Genomic DNA, 21,867 nt, shown 5'->3' on the forward strand with positions numbered 1-21,867 from the left:
CCGACGATGCTGCGCTGGATGGTGCCCGCTCTGGCTGTGATGCTGACGGCCTCGGCGGCCATTGCCGCCGATCTGCCGGCGACGCCGAAGCGGCGCGCGGCCGGGCCGCCGCAGGACCCACCTCAGGTCTATGTCGAGACCGATCCGGATGCGCTGATCTCGCCGGCCTACGGCATCGGCAGCTACATCCGCAACCTGCCGGGCACGCCGCTGCTGCCGGGCTCCCACACCTTGCCTGGCTATTACGGCCGCCCCTGGAGCTACGATTATCAGGGCGCCTATTACGGCGGGAAACAGGTCGATTATTTCTGGCGCCTGCCCTATGCGTGCGGTGTCTACGGCTATTGCTGATCAGCCGGGCTGATGGTGATCAGCCGGGCTGACCCACGGGGACCGCGCGCGGCTGCGCCTGCGCAGACTGCCGTGACGCCAGCCGCTCCACCTGCATCACTGCCAGCGTCAACACCACGATCGCAACCGCCTGGTGGGTCAGCGCGAGATCGATCGGCACCTGGTTGAGCAGCGTGAGGATGCCGAGCACCGCCTGCACGCTCACCGCTGCGAACAGCCACAACGCGCCGCTCGCGGCCGCACCTGCACGCGAGCGCACCGCGTCGATCGCATGCAGCAGCGCCAGCACGATCAACACGTAGGCGGTCATGCGGTGCTCGAACTGCACCGTCAGCACATTGTCGAACATGTTGCGCCACCACGGCGTCTCGAACCACAGCCGTTCCGCCGAGGGGATGAGCGCCCCATCGATCTCAGGCCAGGTGTTGTAGGCCCGCCCGGCACGCAGGCCCGCGACCAGCGCACCGAAATAGATCTGCACGAAGGTCACCGCGAGCAGCACCGCGCTCGTGAACCGCAGCCGAGCCGGCGCCGCGATCTGCGGCCGCTGCTCGAGCCGCCGCACCGTCCAGACGATCCCCGCGAAAATCAGGAGCGCGAGCGAAAGATGCGTCGCCAGCCGATATTGCGACACCTCGGTGCGTTCCGTCAGGCCCGAGGCCACCATCCACCAGCCGACCGCCCCCTGGAGGCCGCCGAGCGCAAACAGCAGCCACAGCCTGCGCTTCAGCTCACCCGACAGTCCGCCGCGCCAGAGGAAGAACAGGAACGGCAGCAGATAGGCGACGCCGATGAAGCGGCCGAGCAGCCGGTGGCTCCACTCCCACCAGAAGATCGTCTTGAACTCGGACAGGCTCATGCCTGAATTCAGCTCGCGATATTGCGGGATCTTCTTGTAGGCCTCGAACGCCTCGGCCCATGCCGCTTCCGACAGCGGCGGAACACTGCCCGTGACCGGCTTCCATTCGACGATCGATAGGCCCGATTCCGTCAGTCGTGTCGCACCGCCAACCAGCACCATCAGTGCGATCAGCGCGGCCACACAGATCAGCCACCAGCGCACGGCGCGATGCGGCTCGGATGGGGCGGAATTCGTCGTCATTTCAAGGACAAAACCAAGCCTGTGGCGAAGAGACTTGAACCCGGTTGAGTGCCCCTTATAGTCCCCCGCTCCCGCAGCGCAAGTAACGCGAAAGCCTTAAAGTTCCCGCCATGACGATCCGCACCCGCAAGTTCCTCGGCGCCATCCTGCTCCTGGTGCTGGCCACCGTTTGGGCCCTGCTCGGCATGGCGGCGGCGCAGATGCCGTGGATCGCCGAATCCGGCTGGCGGCAGGCGATCTACTACGTCGTGGTCGGCATGGGCTGGGTGCTGCCGGCGATGCCGATCGTGAGCTGGATGCAGCGGCCCGATCGCCTCAGGTCTGGCTCGTAGCGCTCCCGGTCGGCCGCACCGGCGCAAAAGCGGCGCCCGACACCAGCACGCGCAGCATCCGCAGCGAGCGCACCCGCCCGTCCCAGGAGATCCGCGGCAGCGCGCGCAAGTTCGTCCGTCCCTCCGCCTCCACGATGCCCGGGATCGTCGAGGCCGCGCTGGCGAAGCCCGCCTGCTCCGCCATCACGACGTGGCTGCGCCGGAACGAAGCGCGGTCGCCGAACGGATAGGCGAAATGCCTGATCTCGCGCTGGAAGGCCGATTCCGCCACGGCCTTGCCCATCGTCATCTCGCGCAGTGCGGCCGCGTCCTTCATGTTGGCCAGCATCGGATAGTTCACCGTTGCGCTGCCGATCGTCACGAGCGGATCGCCGGCGAGCCTCGCGAGGTCCTCCCAATCCATCGACGCCTCGCGCGAGAGCGCGGCGAGGTCGATCCGGTAGCGCGTGCAGAGATCGGCGATCGCGGCCGACAGATCCGCCGGCGGCAGCGAGCGCAGCCAGCTCTCCAGATGCGAGAACAGCGCCTGCTTCCCGGCCTTGTCGGCGACCGTGAAGCGCTGCTCCTTGTCGCCCATCATCAGGTCGATGCGGCTCTCGCGCGCGATCACCTGCTCCAGGGCGAGCCACCAGGCCTCGCCGACGCCGTCGGGAAAAGCGGTCGGCACATAGATCGTAAAAGGCACGGCGTGACGCGCCAGCACCGGATAGGCGAAGGTGATGAGATCCTTGCCGGCGCCATCGAAGGTCAGCGCCACGAAGCGACGCTTCTCCGGCAGCATCACCGCGCGCCGGCAGACCTCGTCCATGCCGAGAAAATCGTAGTTCCACCGCTTCAGCGCGCGGATGGCGCGATCGAGGAATTGCGGCGTAATCTCGTGCTCGCGCAGCGGCTGAAATCCGCGCCGCCGAGGCCGCACGTAGCGGAAACGCAGGATGGCGCCGGCACCGCGACTGCGCAGCATGGCCTGGCCGGTGAACCAGGCCAGCTCGAGGCGCAGCCGTTCCAACCATCTGTCGTCGGAAGCCAAAATCCCACCCTTCGCGCGCGCCGGCGGTCAGTTCCCTCGCCCCAGTCATTACCCTTTGTTGACCTTTGTTTGCAAAGGTCGGCCACGGGCCGAAATACGTATTCTCGATTTCTCGACAGGTTTCGCGAATGACCATGGCTGCGGCGATGCAAAGCCGGACGGCAGAAGCGCCAGCGCGGTCGAGAGCGAGCCGTATCGCGCGAGTGGAGATCGTCACGGATCTCGCCGAGGCCGAGGCGGTCTGGCGCGGCTTCGAGGCGAGCGGCCATCTTTTCACGCCCTACCAGCGCTTCGACCTGCTCGACCCCTGGCAGCGGCTGGTCGGCGCCCGTGAAGGTGCCCGGCCGTTCATTGTGATCGCCCGCGACGCCGATCGGCGCCCGCTCCTGCTGCTGCCGCTCTCGCTGCGGCAGGGCCACGGCGTGCGCACCGCCGGCTTCATGGGCGGCAAGCACACCACCTTCAACATGGGCCTGTGGAACGCCGAGTTCGCAGCAGAGGCCGCCAGCGCCGATCTCGATGCACTGCTTGCGCCGCTCGGCGAGCACGCCGACGTGCTCGCACTGACACAGCAGCCCGAGCGCTGGCACGACCAGCAGAACCCATTTGCAGCCCTGCCGCGGCAGCGCCCGATCAACGGCTGTCCGCGATTGGTGATGGAGCCGGGCGGCCCGCCGGCATCGCGGATCAGCAATTCCCTGCGCCGACGCCTCAAGAGCAAGGAGAAGAAGCTTCAGTCCCTCGCCGGCTACCGCTATCACCTGGCGACGTCCGAGGCAGACATCATCCGCCTGCTCGACTGGTTCTTCCGTGTCAAGCCGGCGCGGATGGCGGAGCAGAAGCTGCCGAACGTCTTCGCCGAACCCGGCGTCGAGCAGTTCGTCCGCAGCGCCTGCCTCGCGCCGCGCGGCGAAGGTCATGTCATCGACATCCATGCGCTGGAATGCGACGAGGAGGTGATCGCGATCTTCGCCGGCGTCGCCGACGGCGAGCGCTTCTCGATGATGTTCAACACCTACACGATGTCCGAGCACGCCCGCTACAGCCCCGGCCTGATCCTGATGCGCTACATCATCGACCGCTACGGCGAACGCGGCTACCGCTCGCTCGACCTCGGCATCGGCTCGGACGATTACAAGCGGATGTTCTGCAAGGACGACGAGGCGATCTTCGACAGCTTCGTCCCCCTGACCTCGCGCGGCAAGCTCGCGGCCATGGCGATGTCCTCGCTCAGCCACGGCAAGCGGCTGGTGAAGCAGAACCAGATGCTGTTCGACATGGCCCGCCGGCTACGGCAGGCGTTCGGGTAGCTCTTTCCACTTGCACGGCTGTCTTCCCTTCTCCCCTTGTGGGAGAAGGTGGCGCGAAGCGCCGGATGAGGGGTATGCCTCCGCGAGCTCGAATGGAAAGGTGAACTCGCGGAGAGATACCCCTCACCCGTCTCGCCGCTAACGCGGCGAGCCACCCTCTCCCACAAGGGGAGAGGGTAAGCAAGCCTACGCCGCCACCACGCGCGGCGTCTCGGCGGCATCGGACGGCTGCACCGGCTTGCTCAGCATCGCCACCGCGCTGAAGCCGACGGCTCTAAGCTGCTCGCACATCTGCGCGCGCGCATCCGCCGCCATCGACGCATCGGGCACCACGACGGCGCGGGCATGGACCGTCAACAGGTCGGCCGGCAGGTCCGAGGCGCTGCCGGCGTCGATCAGCACGTGATCGTAAGCCCGCAGCAGCGCGTCGATCGCGAGTGCGACGCGCGGCGACTGCAGCAGGCTGCGGTCGAAGCCGGGACGGCCGGCCATCACCAGATGCAGCCGCGACAGCTTGTCCCGGGTGATGACTTGCGCGAACGAGGCCTCGCCCTGCATCAGCTCGGCAAGGCCGGGAGCCTGCGCATCGGCGGAGACTGCGGCAATGGTCGGCGAGGAGGCGGCGAGATCGACCACGACGACGCGTGCATCGCGCGCCAGGTTCCGCGCCAGCGTCAGCGTCGACAGCGTGATGGCGTCGCCCGGCGCCGTGCCGAGCACCGTAACCTTCTTGGCCGCAGCGCCCGCGGCACGCAGATCGTCGGCCAGACGCTCGATCTCGGCGAATTCACTCGTATCCAAATCGGCCGCCATCTCCGGCTGCAGCGGCGCGGGCTCCGCCAACACCGGATCGAGCATTGGTTCGCCGCCCCTGTCGACCACGGGCTCGATGGCCCGCTGAACGACCAGCGGCTCCTCGCGCACCGGCGTCTGCGCGGAGCCCATTGCCGCGCCCGGCGCGGTCTGGCGCAGCAGCTCGCCGGTGACGACGACGCCGGACGAGAGCAGCAGCGTTGCGATCGTTGCGATCAGCACGATCGGCAGCTTCTTCGGATAGGCCGGCGTGTTCGAGACAATGGCGCGCGAGATGATGCGGCCGTCGGTCGGCGCCGTGTCGATGGTCTCGCGGGTGTTGGCCTCGCGGTACTTGGCGAGATAGGTCTCGAGCAGATCGCGCTGCGCCTTGGCCTCGCGCTCCAGCGCACGGAGCTGGACGTCCTGGCCGTTGGTGGAGGCCGCCTGCTTCTTGAGCTGCTCGAGGCTCACGGTGAGGCCATCGACCCGACCGCTGGCGATCCGGGCGTCGTTCTCGAGCGAGCGCGATATCTTGGCGGCTTCGTCTCGAATCTGATTGTCGAGGTCGCCGAGCTGCGCCTTCAGCTCCTTGATCCGGGGATGATTGCCGAGCAGCGTCGACGATTGCTCGGCGAGCTGCGCCCGCAGCGTCACCCTCTGCTCCGACAGCCGGCGCATCAATTCGGAGTTCACGACCTCGGACGCCTCGATCGGCTTGCCGCTCTGGAGCATCTCCTTGATCAGCCGTGCCTTGGATTCCGCATCCGCCTTCATCGAGCGCGCATTGTTGAGCTGGGTATTGACCTCGCCCATCTGCTGGTTCGACAGCGTGGTGTTGTTGGTTCCGACGAACAGGCTGGACTTGGAACGGAAGTCCTCGACCCGCGCCTCGGCGTCCGAGACCTTCTTGCGCAAACTCTCGATCTCGCCGGCCAGCCATTGGCTGGCGTTCTTGGCCTGCTCCTGGCGCGCGGCCTGCTGCAGCACGAGATAGCCGTCGGCGATCGAGTTGGCGACGCGCGCGGCGAGCTCGGGATCGGCGGACTGGAATTCGACCACGATCACGCGCGACTTGTCGACGGCGTAGGCCGAAAGTCGCTCGTAATAGGAATCGAGCACGCGCTCTTCCGGCGTCATCGCGAACGGATCGCGGACGATACCGACGAGCGCGGCAAGCGACTTCAGCGGCGAGATGCCCTGCAACACCGGGTCGAATTCGGGGCGCTCGGCGAGCTTGTTCTTCTTGATGATCTCGCGTGCCAGATCGCGCGACAGCACCAGTTGCACCTGGCTGGTGACGGCCTCGGCATCGAGCGCCTGCCGCTCCTCGGTGCGGTCGCTGTTCGGACGCAGGAACACGTTCTCGCGGCCGTCGATCAGAATCCGGGTTTCAGATTTGTAGCGCGGCGTGACGAGATTGACGATGGCGAGCGAGGCAACGAGCGCCAGCACCGTCGGCACGATGACCCAGCCGCGCTTGCGCGCCAGGGCCGCACCGAGCGCGTGCAGGTCGATGTCGCCGGATTCGACCTGCCCAGGCTTGGCGATGACAGGCGCGGGCTTCGCTTCGATCTTGGTCTCAACCTTGGCTTCGATCTTTTCGGCTTCCGCTTCGCGCTTTTCAGCCTTCGTTTCGCTCTTCGGCGCAGCTTCGCCTTTGGACTTCGCGACGGCCCGCGCGATCACAGCTTTGTCCTTGCCGGCACGCCAGAACGCTAAACGCATCGAACACTCCCGCAGGGCAACGCTGCGACTCTACCTCAACCGGGGCGATTACACTCCATTAAGGTTGCCGCTGGGTTAATCGCCACGACACGCGCCTTGCCCGCGTCGACCCGTCACCGTTTGTTAACCACGAGGCCCCTTAATCCATCTCGATTATTTCGTGAGAATTGTTCGGCAGTCGCCGTCGAGCTGGTTTTGATCATGCCCCCCTCTCCCGACCGGCCGCTTCGCATCCTTCACGCCGTGCGCGCACCCGTCGGCGGCATCTTCCGTCACATCCTCGACGTCGCCAACGGCCAGGTCGACCGCGGCCATCATGTCGGCATCCTCGCCGACAGCCTCACCGGCGGCGAGCGCGCCGACAAGGCGCTGACCGAGCTCGCGCCGCGCTTGAAGCTCGGCGTGCACCGCATGGCGATCCGCCGCGAACCGTCGCCGGACGACGTCCTGGTCTGGCTCCGCATGCGGCGGCTTATCGCCGCGCTCAAGCCCGACGTGATGCACGGCCACGGCGCCAAGGCCGGCGCCTTCATCCGCATGCGGCGGCGCGCGGACGATACGATCCGCATCTACACCCCGCATGGCGGCTCGCTGCATTATCCGCTCAACACCTTCAAGGGCGAGTTCTACGCGCGGCTCGAACGCGCGCTGATGGACTCGACGGACCTGTTCCTGTTCGAGAGTGCCTTTGCCCGCGACACCTATCAGCGCATCGTCGGCACGCCGAAGGGCGTGGTGCATTGCGTCTTCAACGGCGTGACGCCGGAGGAATTCGAGCCGGTCATCACCGCCGAGGATGCGACCGACCTCTGCTATGTCGGCGAGTTCAGGCACATCAAGGGCGCCGACCTGCTGGTCGACGCGGTGGCGCGCCTGCACGAGGGCGGCAAGAAGGTCACGCTGACGCTCGGCGGCGACGGCGAGGAGACGGCCGCCCTGAAGGCGCAGGTCGAGCGGCTTGGCCTCGCGAATGCCATCCGCTTCATCGGTCACGTCAAGGCGCGCTACGGCTTCTCCAAGGGGCGGCTGCTGGTCGTCCCCTCGCGCGGCGATTCCATGCCTTACGTCGTGATCGAGGCCGGCGCCGCGGGCATTCCGATGATCGCATCCAAGATCGGCGGCATCCCCGAGATTCTGGGCGCCGACAGCCCCGCGCTGTTCGCGCCCAGCGATCCCGAGGCCATGGCGGAGGCGATCGCCGCAGCGCTGGACGATCCGCAAACGACCGCGCAACGCGCCCTCTCCTTGCGCGAGCGCATCTCGGCGCATTTCTCGCAAGCCGCGATGGTCGAGGGCGTGCTCGCCGGCTATCGCGACGCATTTGCCAATCATTAACCATCCTTAAGTCCAGCTTTAGAGAATCTTCCGATTTGTTCGATAATCGAAGCGCCAGGGGATGCTTGCCCGGGCGCGCAAGGCCGTGCCGCGGGTTCTGGAATGGACGTGAACGCCCGTGGAACCGCTCAACGCACGCTCGATGCTCGATGCCGCGGCCAGCGCTGCGGCAAAGCCTGCTGACCAGCCCTTCGTGGAGCGCCGTCGCCGGCTCTCGCCTGCCGCGCTCGACGTCGTCAACCAGAAGGTCGCCCGCGCCTATTCGCCGATCGTGATCGCCGGCTTCGTGCGCCTTGCCGATTTCGCGCTGCTGAGCCTCGTCGGCATCGCAGTCTATCTCGGCTACGTCATGCCGCTCGCGGGGGCGTTCAGCTGGATCTATCCAGCCGAGGTCATCGCCGTCGCCATCGCCGCCGTGGTCTGCTTCCAGGCCGCCGACATCTACCAGGTGCAGCTGTTCCGTGGTCACCTCCGGCAGATGACGCGGATGATCTCGTCCTGGTCGTTCGTCTTCCTGCTCTTCATCGGCATCTCCTTCTTCGCCAAGTTCGGCAGCGAAATCTCGCGGCTGTGGCTCGCCGCCTTCTACTTCCTCGGACTCGCCGCGTTGATTGCCGAGCGCCTGGTGCTGCGCGCGCTGGTCCGCGCCTGGGCGCGCCAGGGCCGGCTCGACCGCCGCACCATCATCGTCGGCTCCGACAGCAACGGCGAGCAGCTGGTCGAGGCGCTGAAGGCGCAGGAGGATTCCGACATCCACGTGCTCGGCGTGTTCGACGACCGCAACGACAGCCGCGCGCTCGACACCTGCGCCGGCGCGCGCAAGCTCGGCAAGGTCGACGACATCGTCGAGTTCGCCCGCCGCACCCGCGTCGACCTCGTGCTGTTCGCGCTGCCGATCTCGGCGGAGACCCGCATCCTGGAGATGCTGAAGAAGCTCTGGGTGCTTCCGGTCGATATCCGCCTCTCCGCGCACACCAACAAGCTGCGCTTTCGGCCCCGCTCCTATTCCTATCTCGGCGAGGTGCCGACGCTCGACGTGTTCGAGGCGCCGATCACCGATTGGGACCTGGTGATGAAATGGCTGTTCGACCGTATTGTCGGCAGCCTTGCGCTGCTCGCAGCCCTGCCGGTGATGGCGTTGGTTGCGCTCGCGGTGAAGCTCGACAGCCCTGGCCCGGTGCTGTTCCGACAGAAGCGGTTCGGCTTCAACAACGAGCGCATCGACGTCTACAAGTTCCGCTCGATGTACCACCATCAGGCTGACCCGACCGCCTCGAAGGTGGTGACCAAGAACGATCCGCGCGTCACCCGCGTCGGCCGCTTCATCCGCAAGACCAGCCTGGACGAACTGCCGCAGCTCTTCAACGTGGTGTTTTCAGGCAATCTGTCGCTGGTCGGCCCGCGCCCGCATGCGGTGCAGGGCAAGCTGCAGAGCCGGCTGTTCGACGAAGCCGTGGACGGCTATTTCGCCCGCCACCGCGTCAAGCCGGGCATCACCGGTTGGGCCCAGATCAACGGCTGGCGCGGCGAGATCGACAACGAAGAGAAGATCCAGAAGCGCGTAGAGTTCGACCTCTATTACATCGAGAACTGGTCGGTGCTGTTCGACTTCGTCATTCTCCTGAAGACGCCGGTCTCGCTGCTGACCAAGAACGAGAACGCGTATTGAGTTTCTCTGTCATGCCCCGCGTAGGCGGGGCATCCAGTACTCCGTAGCGCCAGTGGTTTCCACGATAGGCGCCGCGGAGTACTGGATCGCCCGGTCAAGCCGGGCGATGACGGCTGTGTTGTGGCGCATGAGTTGCGTAAGCGTATGAGCGTGTGATGGCGTATGCGGCGACAGCCGGTGGAGTGAACGTAGCCGCAACGGCCGCGCCCGGCGTGCTGGCGTTGCAGCGCGCGCTGGTGTGGCTGGTCGGCGCCTCTGGCGCCATCGTCTTCATCGAGCCGAGCCCCTACGAGATCGCGACGCTGCTCGCGACCGTCACCTTTTTCGCCACCGGCCTGCGGCTGCGGCTCGTGCTGATGCCGCTGGTGTTGATGCTGATCCTGCTCAATGTCGGCTACACCATCAGCGCTATTCCGCTGTACGAGCAGACGGAGGTGGTGAGCTGGATCGCGACCTCCTGGTACATGGCGGTGACCGTGGTGCTCTTCGCCATGGTCATCTCCGAGGACACCGAGGCCCGGCTCGACATGCTGCGCCGCGGCCTCGTGGTCGGTGCGATGATTGCCTCGCTGCTGGCAGTTGCCGGCTACTTCCACCTGATTCCCGGCGGCAACGACCTCTTGACGCTCTACGGCCGCGCGCGCGGCACCTTCAAGGACCCGAACGTGCTCGGCGCCTACTTGATCCTGCCGGCGCTGTTCGCGCTTCAGAGCGTGGTCTCCGATAAATTGGCCAAGGCATTCCGCAACGTCATCGCCTTCGGCATCATGTCTCTGGCGATCCTGCTCGCCTTCTCGCGTGCGGCCTGGGGCGGCTTGGTGCTGACCTCCGCCTTCATGCTGGCGCTGATGGTGCTGACCAGCCGCACCAATGCGCAACGCTCGCGCATCGTCATCATGGCGATCGTCGCCGCGGTGCTCGGCCTCGCGCTGATCGCCGTGCTGCTGTCGCTCGATTCCACGGCGGAGATGTTCAAGCAGCGCGCGAGCTTTGGCCAGAGCTATGACGAAGGCCGCTTCGGCCGGTTCGGCCGGCACATCCTGGGTGCGGAGATGGCGCTCGATCTGCCGTTCGGCATCGGTCCACTGCAATTCAACCGCTACTTCCCCGAGGACACCCACAACTCCTACCTCAACGCCTTCATGTCCGGCGGCTGGCTGTCAGGTGTATGCTATCCCGCGCTGGTCTTCACCACGGTGATCATGGGCTTCCGCCACGTCTTCATCCGTGTGCCGTGGCAGCGCGCTTACCTCGCGGTCTTTTCCGCCTTCCTCGGCACCGTGGGCGAAAGCTTCGTGATCGACACCGACCACTGGCGGCACTTCTGGATGATGCTGGGCGCAGTGTGGGGGATGATCGCAGCCGCGCAAGCCTACAAGCTCAGGTCCGGCGAGGACGCTTCTTCAGCTTGAGATCCGGCCGCTTTTCCGGCGGCGTATCGAGCAGACCTTTCAGTGCCTCGGTCGCCGCGAGCGTGCCCTTGTATGCTTCATTGGAGAAGCGAAGCAGCAGCCGCAATTCCTCGTCGGAATAGCCGTTGCAGACGTTCTCCATCGCCTGCTGCATCGGCACGTAATACTGGCCGAGGCCGGCGATCGCCTCCGGCACGACCGTGATGAAGACCTTGCGACGATCCTTCTCGTCTCTTTCGCGCCGCACCAGGCCCGCCTTTTCGAGCCGGTCGACAACACCGGTGATGGCACCGGTGGTCAGGCCGGTGACCTCGGCGAGCCGCCCTGCCGTGACGCGGCCTTCGAGATACAGGATGTCCATGCATTCGAGATCGGAATTGGCAATTCCGGCAACGTTGGCAACGGTCTGTCCGTAGAGCACGCCCTGCGCGGAGGACCTGCGCATGGCGTCCTCGAGTTCCTGCAGCAGCGCAGCGCGCGCCTTCGTCCTTGACAAGGCCCACCTCATCTCTTAGGCAATATATATCTTATTCACTAAGATAATTAGTGACCGTAATTTCTCCTAGCACCACGGAAACGTCGGGAGCAAGCCATGGCCCACCGTCCCCGCAAGGCGCTGATCATCGGCGCCGGCATCGCCGGCCCCGTCGCCGCGATCCTGCTGCGCCGCGCCGGCATCGAATCCGCGATCTACGAGGCCTGGCCCTATTCGAAAGGGACCGGCGGCGGCCTGCAGATCGCACCGAACGGCATGCATGTCCTGGACGAGATCGGGCTGGCGAAGCAGCTGATCGACCGCGGCTCGGTCGCGGAAGCCTTCGACTTCTATTCGCAGGGCGGCGAGAAGCTCGGCTCGATCAACCGCGACCTGGCGCGGCGCTTCGGCCAGCCGGCCGTCAACATCGCGCGCGCCACGCTGAACGAGATCCTGATCGACAAGGCCTGGTGCGCCTCTGTCTCGCTCTATTTCGAGAATCGCCTGATCAAGATCGAGGATCGCGGCGACCAGCCGATTATCGCCTACTTCGCCGACGGCACCACCGCCGAAGGCGACTTCCTGATCGGCGCCGACGGCGTGCACTCGGTCGTGCGCCGCCAGGTGGTGCCTGACGGCCCGCAGCCGTTCGACACCGGCCTGATCGGCTTCGGCGGCTTCGTGCCGCATGCCGTGCTCGACGGCAGATCCAGCGGCCAGCACGTCGAAACGACCTTCGGACAGAGCGGCTTCTTCGGCTACGGCTATTGCAGCTCCGATCCGAAAGACGGCGTGATGTGGTGGAGCACGCAGCCGGCGCACGGCATGGACGCGGCGACGTTCCGCGCGCTCGACCATGCGACGCTGAAGCAGCATCTGCGCAGCTTCCATCACGGCTGGCATGATCCGATCCCCGCCATCATCGAAACGGCCGAGAACATCGTGGTCACCGACACGCTCGACGTCGCGACCCTGCCGACCTGGTCGCGCAAGCGTTCGCTTCTGATCGGCGATGCCGCGCACGCGACCAGCCCTCACGCCGGCCAGGGCGCCTCGCTGGCGCTGGAGGACGCGATGCGATTTGCTCGGCTGATGCAGGAGGGCCAGGAGCTCGGCGCCACTTTCCAGGCCTTCGAGGCCGAGCGCCGCCCGCGCACCGAGAAGATCGTCGCGATCGCCCGCCGCAACGGCAACAACAAGCGCGAGTTCAGCGCCACCGGCGCCTGGATGCGCAATCAGATGCTGAAATGGCTGCTGCCGCTGGGCGCCAAGGGCATGGACTTCATGTACGCGTACGATGCGCGGGCGGCGTGACAGAGACGGTGCCGTAGGGTGGGCAAAGCGCAGCGTGCCCACCACCGAGAGATGGTGGGCACGGCGCGTTGCGCCTTTGCCCACCCTACGAGAGCCAACCTAGCTCTCCACTTTGAACGTCAGCCCGGCATTGTCCTGCAGCCGCTTGATCAGCTTGTGCTGCATCGCTGCGCCCGGCGTCCAGAAGCCGGCGGGAACGTCGCTCGCATCGCGCAGCAGGCAGATGGCGCATTCGGAGATCATCTTCGAGGTCGAGCCGTAGCCGGGATCGCGGTCGCCGGTGACGCCGGCGCGGACCATGCGGCCGTCGGGGGCGATCGCGACATAGAGCAGGTTGAACAGGCCGTTCTCCCGCTCCTCCTTCGACGGCCCCTCGCCCGGCTTCGGCGCGTTCGGGCCGGTCTTCTCGGCATTGGCCGCCATCACGCGCTTGGCGTTGGCCTCGCCCTTCTCGCCGGGACCGGTCAGCACCATCTCGTCGTAGACGAAGTCCTTCCCGTAGGGAAAGCCCATCAGCATGTTGGAGCGATGGACGTTGCGGGTGTTGATCAGCGCCATCATGAACGGCGCGGCCCAGGATTGCAGGTCCTCCTCGAAGACCGCCCTGTTGCCCTTGGGCTGCTTCGGGCCGGTGAAATCAGGCGTCAGCGCGAAGTGGTCGTTGAGGATGGCGACGAGGCTGAGATCCTTGGCGACGGCATCGAAGGTCGCCTTCGCGCTCGCCGCGGTGCCGCCTGACAGCGTGCCGCGCATGTCGCGCACGCGGCCCTTCACGCGCGGTGCCGGCGCGCCGAACACGCGCTTTGCCTCCTCCTGCACGAAGAAGGTGCCGAGCTCGAACGGCACGGAATCATAGCCACAGGAGAACACGATACGCGCGCCGCTCGCCTTGGCCGCAGCCTCGTACTTGTCGATCATCTGCCGCATCCAGACCGGCTCGCCGCAGAGATCGAAATAATCCACACCCGCAGCGACGCAGGCCGCTAGCAGGTCCTCGCCGTAGAACTGGTACGGGCCGACCGTCGTGATCACCGATTTGGTCTGCGCCACCATCGCCTTCAGCGACGCCGCATCCGACGCATCCGCGACGATCAGCGGCGTGTCAGTGGCCGCGCCGATCGCATCTCGCACCGATTTCAGCTTGCCGAGGCTGCGTCCCGCCATCGCCCATTTGAGCGCCTTGTCGTCCTTGTAGTGCGCCGCCAGATATTCGGCGACGAGTTGACCGGTGAAGCCGGTCGCGCCGTAGACGACGATGTCGAATTTCGCAGAGCTCATGATCGGCCTTTACTTCTTCGCATAGCTCACGCCCATGCCGGCACGGACGTCGCTTTGAATGCCATAGGGCGGGATCGGGTAGCGCAGGCCGTTCTTCGCCAGCGCCTTCATGCCCTCGATTGCCTTGGCGAGATGCGAGAGCTTCAATGCCATCAGCATCTCCTCGTCCGGCACGCCGCCATAGCGCCGTTCGGCATAGCATGGCAAGGACAGGCTGGGCTCCCCAGTCTTGAGCGCCCGCCCCCATGAATCGGCGCAGGCGGTCTCGCCGACCACGCCCCATTCGAACTTCTTGTAGCCGGTATATTGCAGCCCGTTGATCAGGATGATCATCTGCCCCGGCGTCGCATAGACGAGGCAGATATCGGGAGGATCGAGCCGGCCGCTCGCGAGCGGGCTGACGGCGAGCGCCTGATAGTGCCCGAACGGAACCACGTCCAGCGCCGCCTGGCGCTTGCGCGCGTCCTCCGCCGTGCCGTGCCAGACCCCGACATAGTTTTCGCCGGCGAGCCATTTCTCGTCCTGCGGCGCAAGACCGATCACCGCGCGGCATTGGGCGCCTACGAGATCGTCGGCGGTGATGCCGACGGTCCAGCCCAGGCGCGCGGCCATGCTGACAATCTGATCGGTGGTGTGAATTGCGTTCGGGCGGCGGATCTTCGGGATCGCCTCCATTTCTGCGACGCTCGCGAACAGCTTCATGCCGATCACGTTCGTCTTCAGCCGCAGCAGGCTGTTGAGATCGGCGACGAGGCCGGCAAGGTCGATCCTGTCCGTACTCTGCTGTTGCATGGCTTCCTCCGCGCCGGCGATGGTGCGCCGCGTATTCTTGTTTTGCGGCTTTGTTCTAGTCCCTGCCCGGTCCCGGAAGCAACTCGGAGATCCTGCCCATCAGACGGTAAGCGGTAAGACCGATCCACTCGCGCACCGCAACTTCGGTTCGTCTCAAGCCGTCCGCGCCCATGTTGGTGAAGGAGAATAGATCCTCACGTCCCCCCATCCGCCAGTCCACCGGATAGGCCTCGACGTCAAATCCGGCCTTGCGGAAGATTCCCATCGAGCGCGGCATATGGAAGGCCGACGTCACCAGGAGCCAGCGCTCGCCGGGCTTTGGCGATACCAATTGCTTGGTGAAGATCGCATTCTCCCAGGTGTTGCGGGAGTTACGCTCGAGGATCAGGCGGTCCTTCGCGATGCCGAGATTCTCCAGGATCGGCGCGGAATAGTCGGCCTCCCTGGCCTCGCTCGACACCAGGTTCGCGGAGCCGCCGGTGAAGACGATGCGCGCATTGGGGTAGCGGCGCGCAAGCTCGGCCGGCGCAAACAGACGATCGGCCGCGTGCGCGACGACCGGCGTGCGATGCGCCGCCGACAGATCGGTGTCGACCGAGCCGCCGAGCACGATGATGCCGTCGGGCGCGCCGCGCGAGGCGTCCCACGCCGGGAAGCGCGACTCCAGCGGGTAGATCAAGAGATTGCCGAGCGGCGAGAACGCCGCGAGCGCCAGCAGCACCAGCGTGGTCACGGCAAGCCGGCGGCCAAACGCGGCAAAGCGCGTCGCCATCAGCACGACAGACACAATTCCGAGCTCGACCAGAAGATTGATCGGCAGCAGCGCGACGCCGATGGTCTTGGAGAGAGCGAAAAACAGAGGAGCCTCGCTGGAATGATCGTGCCTGCCATGCGCGGGCTTGGCCGGCACGGCCTTGTTCGGAAATCCTTCTTGAAAGAGGATCGATCGCCGGGTCAAGCCCGGACCGATCAAACCAACCGGACGCGGCAAATGACCCATCATCACCTGCATTCCAGCCCCGAAACCTGCCATTGGGGCTTCTTCGAAGCCGCACTCGAGCCCGTCCTCACCGTAGGCAGTGGCGACGAGGTGACGGTCGACACCATCAGCGGCGGTCCCGACATGCTGCCTGATCGCGACAGGTTTCACATTCCGCCCGAGATGCACGAGGTTCATGCCAGGAGCGAACGCATGCTGCCGGGCCACATCCTCACCGGTCCGATCGCGATCGAAGGGGCCGAGCCCGGCGACGTGCTCGCGGTCGAGATCCTCGACGTGCAGCTCCGGCAGGATTGGGGCTGGAACATGATCAAGCCGCTGTCCGGCACCCTACCCGACGATTTCCACGAGACGCGGATCCTGAACATTCCGCTCGACCGTACCAGGATGGTCGGCCGCATGCCGTGGGGCCTCGACCTGCCGCTGAAGCCGTTCTTCGGCGTGATGGGCGTATCGCCGCCGCCAGCCTGGGGCCGCATCTCCTCGCTGATCCCGCGCGCGATTGGCGGCAATCTCGACAACAAGGAGCTCGGCGCAGGTGCGACGCTGTATCTGCCGGTGTTCGTGCCGGGGGCAATGTTCTCCTGCGGCGACGGCCATGGCGTGCAGGGCGACGGCGAGGTCTGCGTCACCGCGATCGAGACCGCGCTGCAGGGCCGCTTCCGCCTGACGCTCCGCAAGGACCTGAAGCTCGACTACCCCCGCGCCGAGACGCCGACGCACTACATGACCATGGCGATGGACCCCGATCTCGACCAATGCGTGGTGCGCGCGCTCCGCGACATGATCGCGCTGCTCGGCGAAACGCGAAATCTGTCGCGCGAGGATGCCTACACGCTGTGCAGCCTCGCCGCCGATCTCCGGGTGACCCAGACCGTCAACGGCGCCAAAGGCATCCATTGCATGATCGAAAAGGCGATCGTGCACGGCTGAGCCGCAGCGCCCTTTCCTGACCTGCCGACATCACGCCGCCGCCCGGTCTTCCCGGCGGCGCGTCGTGATGTGTCCGATTCTCAAGCGATTCCAATCACGTGAGCTTCCGCCCCAGCGCTGATTTGACTTCCACCCCCGAACCTAAATAGAGTCTTAATCGTTACTTTTATGTACCCGAGTAAGAGGCTAGCGTTCGGGCCATGGCCACCGAAAAAGCCGAGACTGACCGCATTCCCGTAACCTTGGCGCTCTCGACCATCGCGTATCTGGAGAAGCTGGTGAGACAGGGCACCCACGGCACCAGCGTTCCCGGCGTCGCACGGACATTGATCGAGGAAGGCATCCGTCTCGCCATCAAAGACGGTCTTCTGTCGATCCGCGACAATGGCAGGACGTGAGCGCGCTCGGTACGTGAGGCGGACGGATCTCGAGACCGCGGATGGCCGACATCTGCAACCTGGGATCGCCGACAAATGCCTGTTCTCTCACCGACCTGGACCGACGAACGAATCGAACTCCTGAAGCAGCACTTCGAGGCCGGCCTCTCCTGTCGCGAGATCGCCGCCGACATCGGCGTCAGCCGCAACGCGGTGATCGGCAAATTGTCGCGGCTCAATCTGACGCGCGGCCGGACGGTCGACGACCGAAAGGTCCAGGACAAAGGCCTGGCGCCGGCGCGGATGCGCAAGGCCGTGCCGCGGCTGCAATACGAGATGCTCGCCACGATCTATGGCGAGACCGATGCGCCGGTGTTTGCCGGCCCAATCGACGAGGCCAACCGCTGCTCGTTGCTGGAGCTGTCGGAGAATCGCTGCCGCTGGCCGATCTCGACGCCGGGCGCAGCCGATTTCTGCTTCTGCGGCAACACGGCGCCGGACGGCCAGCCCTATTGCGCCGGCCACAGCCGCCTCGCCTACCGGCCGCCGGCGCGCACCCGCGTGATACGCGGCTGACGTTGCGGGCATCTGGACAACAAAAAACCTCCGGCGGGGCATCGCCGGAGGTTTCTGGAGGCTTAGCATGAAGCTAAGAGCCGCAACTTTCGTATCTGGCTGGCAGTGATATAGCTTAGTAGCTCAAGTAAGTAAATAAGTTTGACGCGACGGAATCGCATGGCTCGCCTTCGTGTTCCGCAACGGCATTCGATTTTCCGAAACTCTTGCCCATGAAAAACCCCGGCGGTTTCCCGCCGGGGGTCTCCGATCGATTTGCGGGATCGAGGATCAGAAGTTGCGCTGAGCGCGCAGCAGCATGCTCACCGAGTCCTGGTCCTTCAGCTCGTACACGGCCGCCGGCTTCGCAGCGCTGGCAATGCCCGGGCTCGCGATGAAGCCGGAGTACTTCTGGTCCAGACGCGACCAGCTCAAGTCGGCAGTGAACGCCAGGCCCTTGACCGGGGTCCACACGGTGTTCACACCGACCACCGCGAAGTTGAAGTCCGGATTACAGGTCGAACCGGCCAACCCGATTGCGGCGAAGTTGGTGCAGATCAGGGCCTTGCCCGTGTTGCCGTACTTCAGCTGGGCGTATCCACCGTAGATGGCGCTGGCCCAGTTCGGGCTCCAGTTGTGGGTATAGCCGCCACGGAAGCCCCAGGTCTTGACGGTATCGATGCCGGTACCGGTTCCGAACACGCCGTCGGCGAGACCGGCGAACCCGGTGCTCTGATACGCGCCGTTGCCGCTGCCGCTGAACATGAAGAAGCTCTGCGGGAACAGGCTCTGGAAGTTGTAGCGGGTCGCACCGTCGGTGTAGACGGCCTGCAGGTTGATGACGTCACCCGCGCCGGTCGGGATGTTCTTGATCGACAAGGCGCCCTGCACGGCCCAGCCCCACTTGTCGGAGGGATGACCGGTGACTTCAGTCGCGCCGTAATAGGCTGAATGCAGCTCATGGGCCGCGACCGAGATCTGCGCCAGACCCCAGGCCTGGTCGACACGAACCTGACCGATCACCTCGGGCATGCGCGTGCCGCCCCAGGCGCTGGCGCCATAGACGCCGGTCACGAACTGCGCCGCCGTACCCGACGACACGTTCCAGAGGTTCGACTGACCATTGTTCGCCGAGGTCTCGTCCTGCAGCGCGAACGAAGCAGTGATGCCCTGGCCGAAGTCAGCCGTGTAGGCAACCTGGTTCACGCCGTTGACGTGGTTGGAGCCGCCCGGAAGGGTATCGGGGCCGCCGGCCGGATAGCTCTGCCAGGGAGCGTCGAAGATCGAGACCGTGCGGCCGAAGGTGAAGCCCGCGAACTGGATGAACGCATGGTAGAGACCGAGCGAGGCCGAACTGGTCGAGAACGCCGACGGGTTGCTGCCGGTGACGTTCGTGGTGTCGTAGCTGACGACCAGGTCGGCGTAGGTGCGAACAACGCCGTATTCGGTCGCCGTGCGGGTATCGACGTTGAAGTCCAGACGAGCGCGGCTGTAGTAGTAGTTGGTCAGACGGTTGTTGGACCCGCCGTTCACACTGCTCGAGCTGTTCCTGAAGCCATAGTCGCCGCCGCCGCCGAGAAGCATGTCAGCGCGGATGTAACCACCAAACTTGATGCAGGTATCGGTGCCCGGCATGTAGTAGAAACCCGCGCCGTAAAGCGAGCAGATCTTCACGTATTCGACTGCCTTGGCCTTGACCGGAAGATCAGCCGCCTGAGCTCCACCAACGGCGATCAGTCCCGCCGCAGTGCCGAGCAAAAGGCTCTTCACCACTTTCATTTAAAACCTCCAAGTTGCTCATTTCACGGAGACCGGACCGTGAGGCCCCCCAGATCCCCGTCTCTTCATCAAATCCGCTCGGCCGCTTCGCGTTTTCGGACGTACCTGCATTCGCGAGGGACGTGAGCGAACCACCTGCAACGGGACGATCGAGAACCCCCCACCGTCGGGATCAATATGCCCGCGCCGTTCCGTTAATCAAAATAGTTTATTAGATCAGCTTTGTGGTTTCACTAACCCTGTGGCCGCAACGCAACACCGGTGTTGAGCCAAAAAGCCTGATCGGGTCATATTTGTAGTTTTCGTGACACCATTACCCTGCTCTGCACTTGCGTCAGAGCAGAGTTGCGTGGACTATGCCCGCCGAAAATGAGCCGGAAAGAGAATCAGCTTGCGGGAGTGACGCTGTGTCCGCGACGAGGAAGGAAGGCGCGCGCCTGCGCACCATCGGCAACCTGGATATCATCAGGCGATTCACCTGGGAGATATCGTCGATCAACATGTATCTCGAGGAGCTGCGTCAGTTCTGGGCGAGGACGCTCGGCATCAGCGGACCGCAATGGCTGATCCTGATGGCCATCTCGGACCTCGACAAGGACGACGGCATTCCGGTCAACGTCGTGTCCAAGCTCCTCCACGTCGATCCGTCCTTCGTCACCACCCAGTCCAAGCTGCTGGAGAAGAAGGGCCTTTTGCGCCGCCGCCCCTCGCCGACCGACGCGCGCGTGGTCCGGCTATCCCTGACCGAGAAAACGCAGAAGCACCTGGCGAGCCTCAACGAGCAGTACAAGACCATCAAGGAATTCGTCTTCCAGGAGTTCGACGAGGCCGAGCTCGCCGAATTCACCACCAAGCTCGCGACGCTGAAGACCCGGCTGGAAAAGGCCTGCGTCCGCCTCAGCCTGGACCTCTGACGGCTCGCCGCTAGATCCGCCCCGCGCCACGGAGCCGCGATTCCAGCCAGTCGAATATATATTCGTTGGCAAGGCTCGGATTGTCGGCATGGGCCTGCGCGGCGCCGGTCTCCGCCGCGGTGAACACTTTCAGCGTGACATCCGAGCTGCCGAGCCGGGAATTCCGGACGAGCTGACGCGCCCGGTCGGCCTTGAGCCAGCCGTCCTCCCCGAGCGTGATCAGCACCGGGCAGTCGGCGCTGGAGGCCATCAGCGGCGCATGCGGCACAGGGACGATGCTGACGTCGCTCATCGCGAATCGGCTGGCGAAAAAGGCCCGCTCGTGCAGATCCCACAGGCCGCCGTCGCAGACGGCGGCGGCAAGCCGCGGCTCCTGCAGCACCGCGCGCGCCACGAAGGACGAGCCCCAGCCATCGGCGATGATCCCGACCCGCGCGAAATCGACGTCCTGCCGCATCTCCAGATAATCCATGACGCCGGGGATCGCACTCTCGAGATCCTGGCGCCGCAATAGCGCCTCGAGAAAATCGTCGCGCTGGTCGCCGAACAGGTCGAGCGCCAGCATCGAGAAGCCACGCTCGCGCGCGTGCGGCACGAGCTTGAACAGAAATTCTTCCTTGCGGTGGCCGGGCTCGCCGATGCAGATCACGGTCGGCGCCGGCTCCTTCCCCGATGGCGCAGGTAGGAAGTATCCCTGCAGCGAGTGCCCGTCGAGCCAGGGTATCGTCACCACCTCGCCGGCCGGGCTGCGCGCGGCGAGATAGCGGCGCGCGCATTCCTGCATGGCCAGCACGGCGACCCAGCGGCGCTCGTCGGCGGGATCGAGCGGCATCGCTGCGGCACCATAATAGTTCATGGCGCGCAGCCAATTGCGCTGCGCACTGGCGCGGTGGCCCTCCGCGAACGCGGTCTCCGCGCGCTGCCGATTGGTCTGCGCCAGCTTCTTCCACTCGCGGTGCCAGGAGCGGTCGTCGCCGCGCTTCAGCTGCCGCGCGATCATCAGGCATTCCGCGATCGTGGCGCCGCCCTCCTGGGCCGCCGCGAGCAGCCGCGTGAACTCAGCTGAAATGTCCTCTCGCTCCGGGCAAAAGGTCCAGTCGTCGGAGAGGCAGGCGGGCATCATTGGGAGCTACGCTCTAATCGTCGCGTTACCCCGATTGACTAAACCATTTTAAGTCGCCGACCAAGCCGGCGCGCGTGTCATTACAGGCATGTGAGATCAACATCGCTTGAACATCGTCATGACGGATGGGTGACATTCCAACAGCTCATAGTGCGCGACGAACATTGGCAGCAGCTGACACATAGAATTGTCCGAGCATCTCTTGCCATGACGACCATCATAGCCATATTAGCGCGCCTCGTTGGCGCGCTAACGAATATGACCCC

Annotated in this window: 20 protein-coding genes; 11 read left to right on the top strand and 9 right to left on the bottom strand. The window is 65.2% G+C overall.

Going from position 1 to position 21,867, the window contains the following annotated elements; genetic code table 11:
- Positions 1–6 precede the first annotated feature (6 nt).
- Positions 7–351 carry a hypothetical protein gene (locus I6F36_RS01750; RefSeq protein ID WP_036025406.1) on the top strand — a complete coding sequence of 115 codons (345 nt, stop codon included), beginning with the start codon at positions 7–9 and terminating at the stop codon, positions 349–351.
- Positions 352–370: 19 nt separating this feature from the next.
- Here the strand turns inward: I6F36_RS01750 and I6F36_RS01755 are convergent, their stop codons facing one another.
- Positions 371–1,453 (bottom strand): COX15/CtaA family protein, encoded by a 1,083-nt coding sequence (locus I6F36_RS01755; RefSeq protein ID WP_036025409.1) that lies wholly within the window; start codon positions 1,451–1,453, stop codon positions 371–373.
- Between the two features lie 110 nt (positions 1,454–1,563).
- Here I6F36_RS01755 and I6F36_RS01760 point away from each other — a divergent pair, with 110 nt between their 5' ends.
- The gene (locus I6F36_RS01760) at positions 1,564–1,785 is read left to right on the top strand and encodes a DUF2842 domain-containing protein (protein WP_036010340.1); all 222 of its coding nucleotides are present in this window, start codon (positions 1,564–1,566) and stop codon (positions 1,783–1,785) included.
- Here I6F36_RS01760 and I6F36_RS01765 read toward each other — a convergent pair.
- The gene (locus tag I6F36_RS01765) at positions 1,769–2,815 is read right to left on the bottom strand and encodes a polysaccharide deacetylase family protein (RefSeq protein WP_225170940.1); all 1,047 of its coding nucleotides are present in this window, start codon (positions 2,813–2,815) and stop codon (positions 1,769–1,771) included. The two genes, I6F36_RS01760 and I6F36_RS01765, sit on opposite strands and share 17 nt — an antisense overlap.
- Positions 2,816–2,943: 128 nt before the next feature.
- On the opposite strand from I6F36_RS01765, the gene I6F36_RS01770 reads away from it, so the two are divergent.
- Entirely contained in the window at positions 2,944–4,125 is a 1,182-nt protein-coding gene (locus I6F36_RS01770) for a GNAT family N-acetyltransferase (protein WP_036025414.1), read from the top strand.
- Positions 4,126–4,311: 186 nt separating this feature from the next.
- On the opposite strand, the gene I6F36_RS01775 is transcribed toward I6F36_RS01770, so the two are convergent.
- Positions 4,312–6,645 (bottom strand): exopolysaccharide transport family protein, encoded by a 2,334-nt coding sequence (locus tag I6F36_RS01775; RefSeq protein ID WP_225170941.1) that lies wholly within the window; start codon positions 6,643–6,645, stop codon positions 4,312–4,314.
- Positions 6,646–6,846: 201 nt separating this feature from the next.
- Between I6F36_RS01775 and I6F36_RS01780 the strand changes: the two genes are divergently transcribed.
- The 3 genes from I6F36_RS01780 to I6F36_RS01790 all read left to right on the top strand — a co-directional run bounded on the left by I6F36_RS01780 (position 6,847) and on the right by I6F36_RS01790 (position 11,061).
- Positions 6,847–7,980: a glycosyltransferase family 4 protein gene (locus tag I6F36_RS01780; RefSeq protein ID WP_225170942.1), complete on the top strand. Its 1,134-nt coding sequence runs from the start codon at positions 6,847–6,849 to the stop codon at positions 7,978–7,980.
- Positions 7,981–8,098: 118 nt separating this feature from the next.
- Entirely contained in the window at positions 8,099–9,649 is a 1,551-nt protein-coding gene (locus I6F36_RS01785; protein ID WP_225170943.1) for an undecaprenyl-phosphate glucose phosphotransferase, read from the top strand.
- Positions 9,650–9,804: 155 nt separating this feature from the next.
- Positions 9,805–11,061, top strand: a complete 1,257-nt coding sequence (locus I6F36_RS01790) for an O-antigen ligase (RefSeq protein WP_225170944.1) — start codon at positions 9,805–9,807, stop codon at positions 11,059–11,061.
- Here the strand turns inward: I6F36_RS01790 and I6F36_RS01795 are convergent.
- Complete coding sequence (locus I6F36_RS01795; protein ID WP_050995948.1) at positions 11,030–11,506, bottom strand: MarR family transcriptional regulator; 477 nt, start codon at positions 11,504–11,506, stop codon at positions 11,030–11,032. The two genes, I6F36_RS01790 and I6F36_RS01795, sit on opposite strands and share 32 nt — an antisense overlap.
- Positions 11,507–11,653: 147 nt before the next feature.
- Here I6F36_RS01795 and I6F36_RS01800 point away from each other — a divergent pair, with 147 nt between their 5' ends.
- On the top strand, positions 11,654–12,850 hold the full coding sequence (locus tag I6F36_RS01800; RefSeq protein ID WP_225170945.1) for an FAD-dependent monooxygenase: 1,197 nt from the start codon (positions 11,654–11,656) through the stop codon (positions 12,848–12,850).
- Positions 12,851–12,949: 99 nt separating this feature from the next.
- Here the strand turns inward: I6F36_RS01800 and I6F36_RS01805 are convergent, their stop codons facing one another.
- The 3 genes from I6F36_RS01805 to I6F36_RS01815 are packed head-to-tail and all read right to left on the bottom strand — an operon-like array spanning position 12,950 to position 15,743.
- A complete protein-coding gene (locus I6F36_RS01805; RefSeq protein ID WP_225170946.1) occupies positions 12,950–14,128 on the bottom strand; it encodes a trans-acting enoyl reductase family protein in 1,179 nt (392 codons plus the stop codon).
- Between the two features lie 9 nt (positions 14,129–14,137).
- Positions 14,138–14,920: a DUF169 domain-containing protein gene (locus tag I6F36_RS01810; RefSeq protein WP_225170947.1), complete on the bottom strand. Its 783-nt coding sequence runs from the start codon at positions 14,918–14,920 to the stop codon at positions 14,138–14,140.
- A 55-nt stretch (positions 14,921–14,975) separates the two neighbouring features.
- Complete coding sequence (locus I6F36_RS01815) at positions 14,976–15,743, bottom strand: YdcF family protein (protein WP_036010382.1); 768 nt, start codon at positions 15,741–15,743, stop codon at positions 14,976–14,978.
- Positions 15,744–15,911: 168 nt separating this feature from the next.
- On the opposite strand from I6F36_RS01815, the gene I6F36_RS01820 reads away from it, so the two are divergent.
- From I6F36_RS01820 to I6F36_RS01830, 3 genes are all read left to right on the top strand, one after another.
- Positions 15,912–16,853 (top strand): acetamidase/formamidase family protein, encoded by a 942-nt coding sequence (locus I6F36_RS01820; protein WP_225170948.1) that lies wholly within the window; start codon positions 15,912–15,914, stop codon positions 16,851–16,853.
- Between the two features lie 200 nt (positions 16,854–17,053).
- A complete protein-coding gene (locus tag I6F36_RS01825) occupies positions 17,054–17,251 on the top strand; it encodes a hypothetical protein (RefSeq protein ID WP_024341172.1) in 198 nt (65 codons plus the stop codon).
- Between the two features lie 75 nt (positions 17,252–17,326).
- Positions 17,327–17,806 (top strand): GcrA family cell cycle regulator, encoded by a 480-nt coding sequence (locus I6F36_RS01830; protein WP_036010389.1) that lies wholly within the window; start codon positions 17,327–17,329, stop codon positions 17,804–17,806.
- Between the two features lie 270 nt (positions 17,807–18,076).
- On the opposite strand, the gene I6F36_RS01835 is transcribed toward I6F36_RS01830, so the two are convergent.
- A complete protein-coding gene (locus I6F36_RS01835; RefSeq protein ID WP_225125134.1) occupies positions 18,077–19,564 on the bottom strand; it encodes a porin in 1,488 nt (495 codons plus the stop codon).
- 407 nt (positions 19,565–19,971) lie between these two features.
- Here I6F36_RS01835 and I6F36_RS01840 point away from each other — a divergent pair, with 407 nt between their 5' ends.
- Positions 19,972–20,478: a MarR family winged helix-turn-helix transcriptional regulator gene (locus I6F36_RS01840; protein WP_036010395.1), complete on the top strand. Its 507-nt coding sequence runs from the start codon at positions 19,972–19,974 to the stop codon at positions 20,476–20,478.
- Positions 20,479–20,488: 10 nt separating this feature from the next.
- Here the strand turns inward: I6F36_RS01840 and I6F36_RS01845 are convergent, their stop codons facing one another.
- A complete protein-coding gene (locus I6F36_RS01845) occupies positions 20,489–21,601 on the bottom strand; it encodes a S9 family peptidase (RefSeq protein ID WP_036010398.1) in 1,113 nt (370 codons plus the stop codon).
- Positions 21,602–21,867: the final 266 nt, after the last annotated feature.

Origin of the sequence: Bradyrhizobium sp. BRP19, from assembly GCF_020194195.1 — a bacterium.
GTDB classification, from domain to species: domain Bacteria; phylum Pseudomonadota; class Alphaproteobacteria; order Rhizobiales; family Xanthobacteraceae; genus Bradyrhizobium; species Bradyrhizobium yuanmingense.

Bases quoted from the DNA above. Each gene is read 5' to 3' on its own strand.
- I6F36_RS01810 (WP_225170947.1), bottom strand. From the start codon at position 14,920: ATGCAACAGCAGAGTACGGACAGGATCGACCTTGCCGGCCTCGTCGCC.
- I6F36_RS01800 (WP_225170945.1), top strand. From the start codon at position 11,654: ATGGCCCACCGTCCCCGCAAGGCGCTGATCATCGGCGCCGGCATCGCC.
- I6F36_RS01820 (WP_225170948.1), top strand. From the start codon at position 15,912: ATGACCCATCATCACCTGCATTCCAGCCCCGAAACCTGCCATTGGGGC.
- I6F36_RS01755 (WP_036025409.1), bottom strand. From the start codon at position 1,453: ATGACGACGAATTCCGCCCCATCCGAGCCGCATCGCGCCGTGCGCTGG.
- I6F36_RS01760 (WP_036010340.1), top strand. From the start codon at position 1,564: ATGACGATCCGCACCCGCAAGTTCCTCGGCGCCATCCTGCTCCTGGTG.
- I6F36_RS01770 (WP_036025414.1), top strand. From the start codon at position 2,944: ATGACCATGGCTGCGGCGATGCAAAGCCGGACGGCAGAAGCGCCAGCG.
- I6F36_RS01775 (WP_225170941.1), bottom strand. From the start codon at position 6,645: ATGCGTTTAGCGTTCTGGCGTGCCGGCAAGGACAAAGCTGTGATCGCG.
- I6F36_RS01790 (WP_225170944.1), top strand. From the start codon at position 9,805: ATGGCGTATGCGGCGACAGCCGGTGGAGTGAACGTAGCCGCAACGGCC.
- I6F36_RS01845 (WP_036010398.1), bottom strand. From the start codon at position 21,601: ATGATGCCCGCCTGCCTCTCCGACGACTGGACCTTTTGCCCGGAGCGA.
- I6F36_RS01825 (WP_024341172.1), top strand. From the start codon at position 17,054: ATGGCCACCGAAAAAGCCGAGACTGACCGCATTCCCGTAACCTTGGCG.
- I6F36_RS01780 (WP_225170942.1), top strand. From the start codon at position 6,847: ATGCCCCCCTCTCCCGACCGGCCGCTTCGCATCCTTCACGCCGTGCGC.
- I6F36_RS01835 (WP_225125134.1), bottom strand. From the start codon at position 19,564: ATGAAAGTGGTGAAGAGCCTTTTGCTCGGCACTGCGGCGGGACTGATC.
- I6F36_RS01830 (WP_036010389.1), top strand. From the start codon at position 17,327: ATGCCTGTTCTCTCACCGACCTGGACCGACGAACGAATCGAACTCCTG.
- I6F36_RS01805 (WP_225170946.1), bottom strand. From the start codon at position 14,128: ATGAGCTCTGCGAAATTCGACATCGTCGTCTACGGCGCGACCGGCTTC.
- I6F36_RS01750 (WP_036025406.1), top strand. From the start codon at position 7: ATGCTGCGCTGGATGGTGCCCGCTCTGGCTGTGATGCTGACGGCCTCG.
- I6F36_RS01795 (WP_050995948.1), bottom strand. From the start codon at position 11,506: ATGCGCAGGTCCTCCGCGCAGGGCGTGCTCTACGGACAGACCGTTGCC.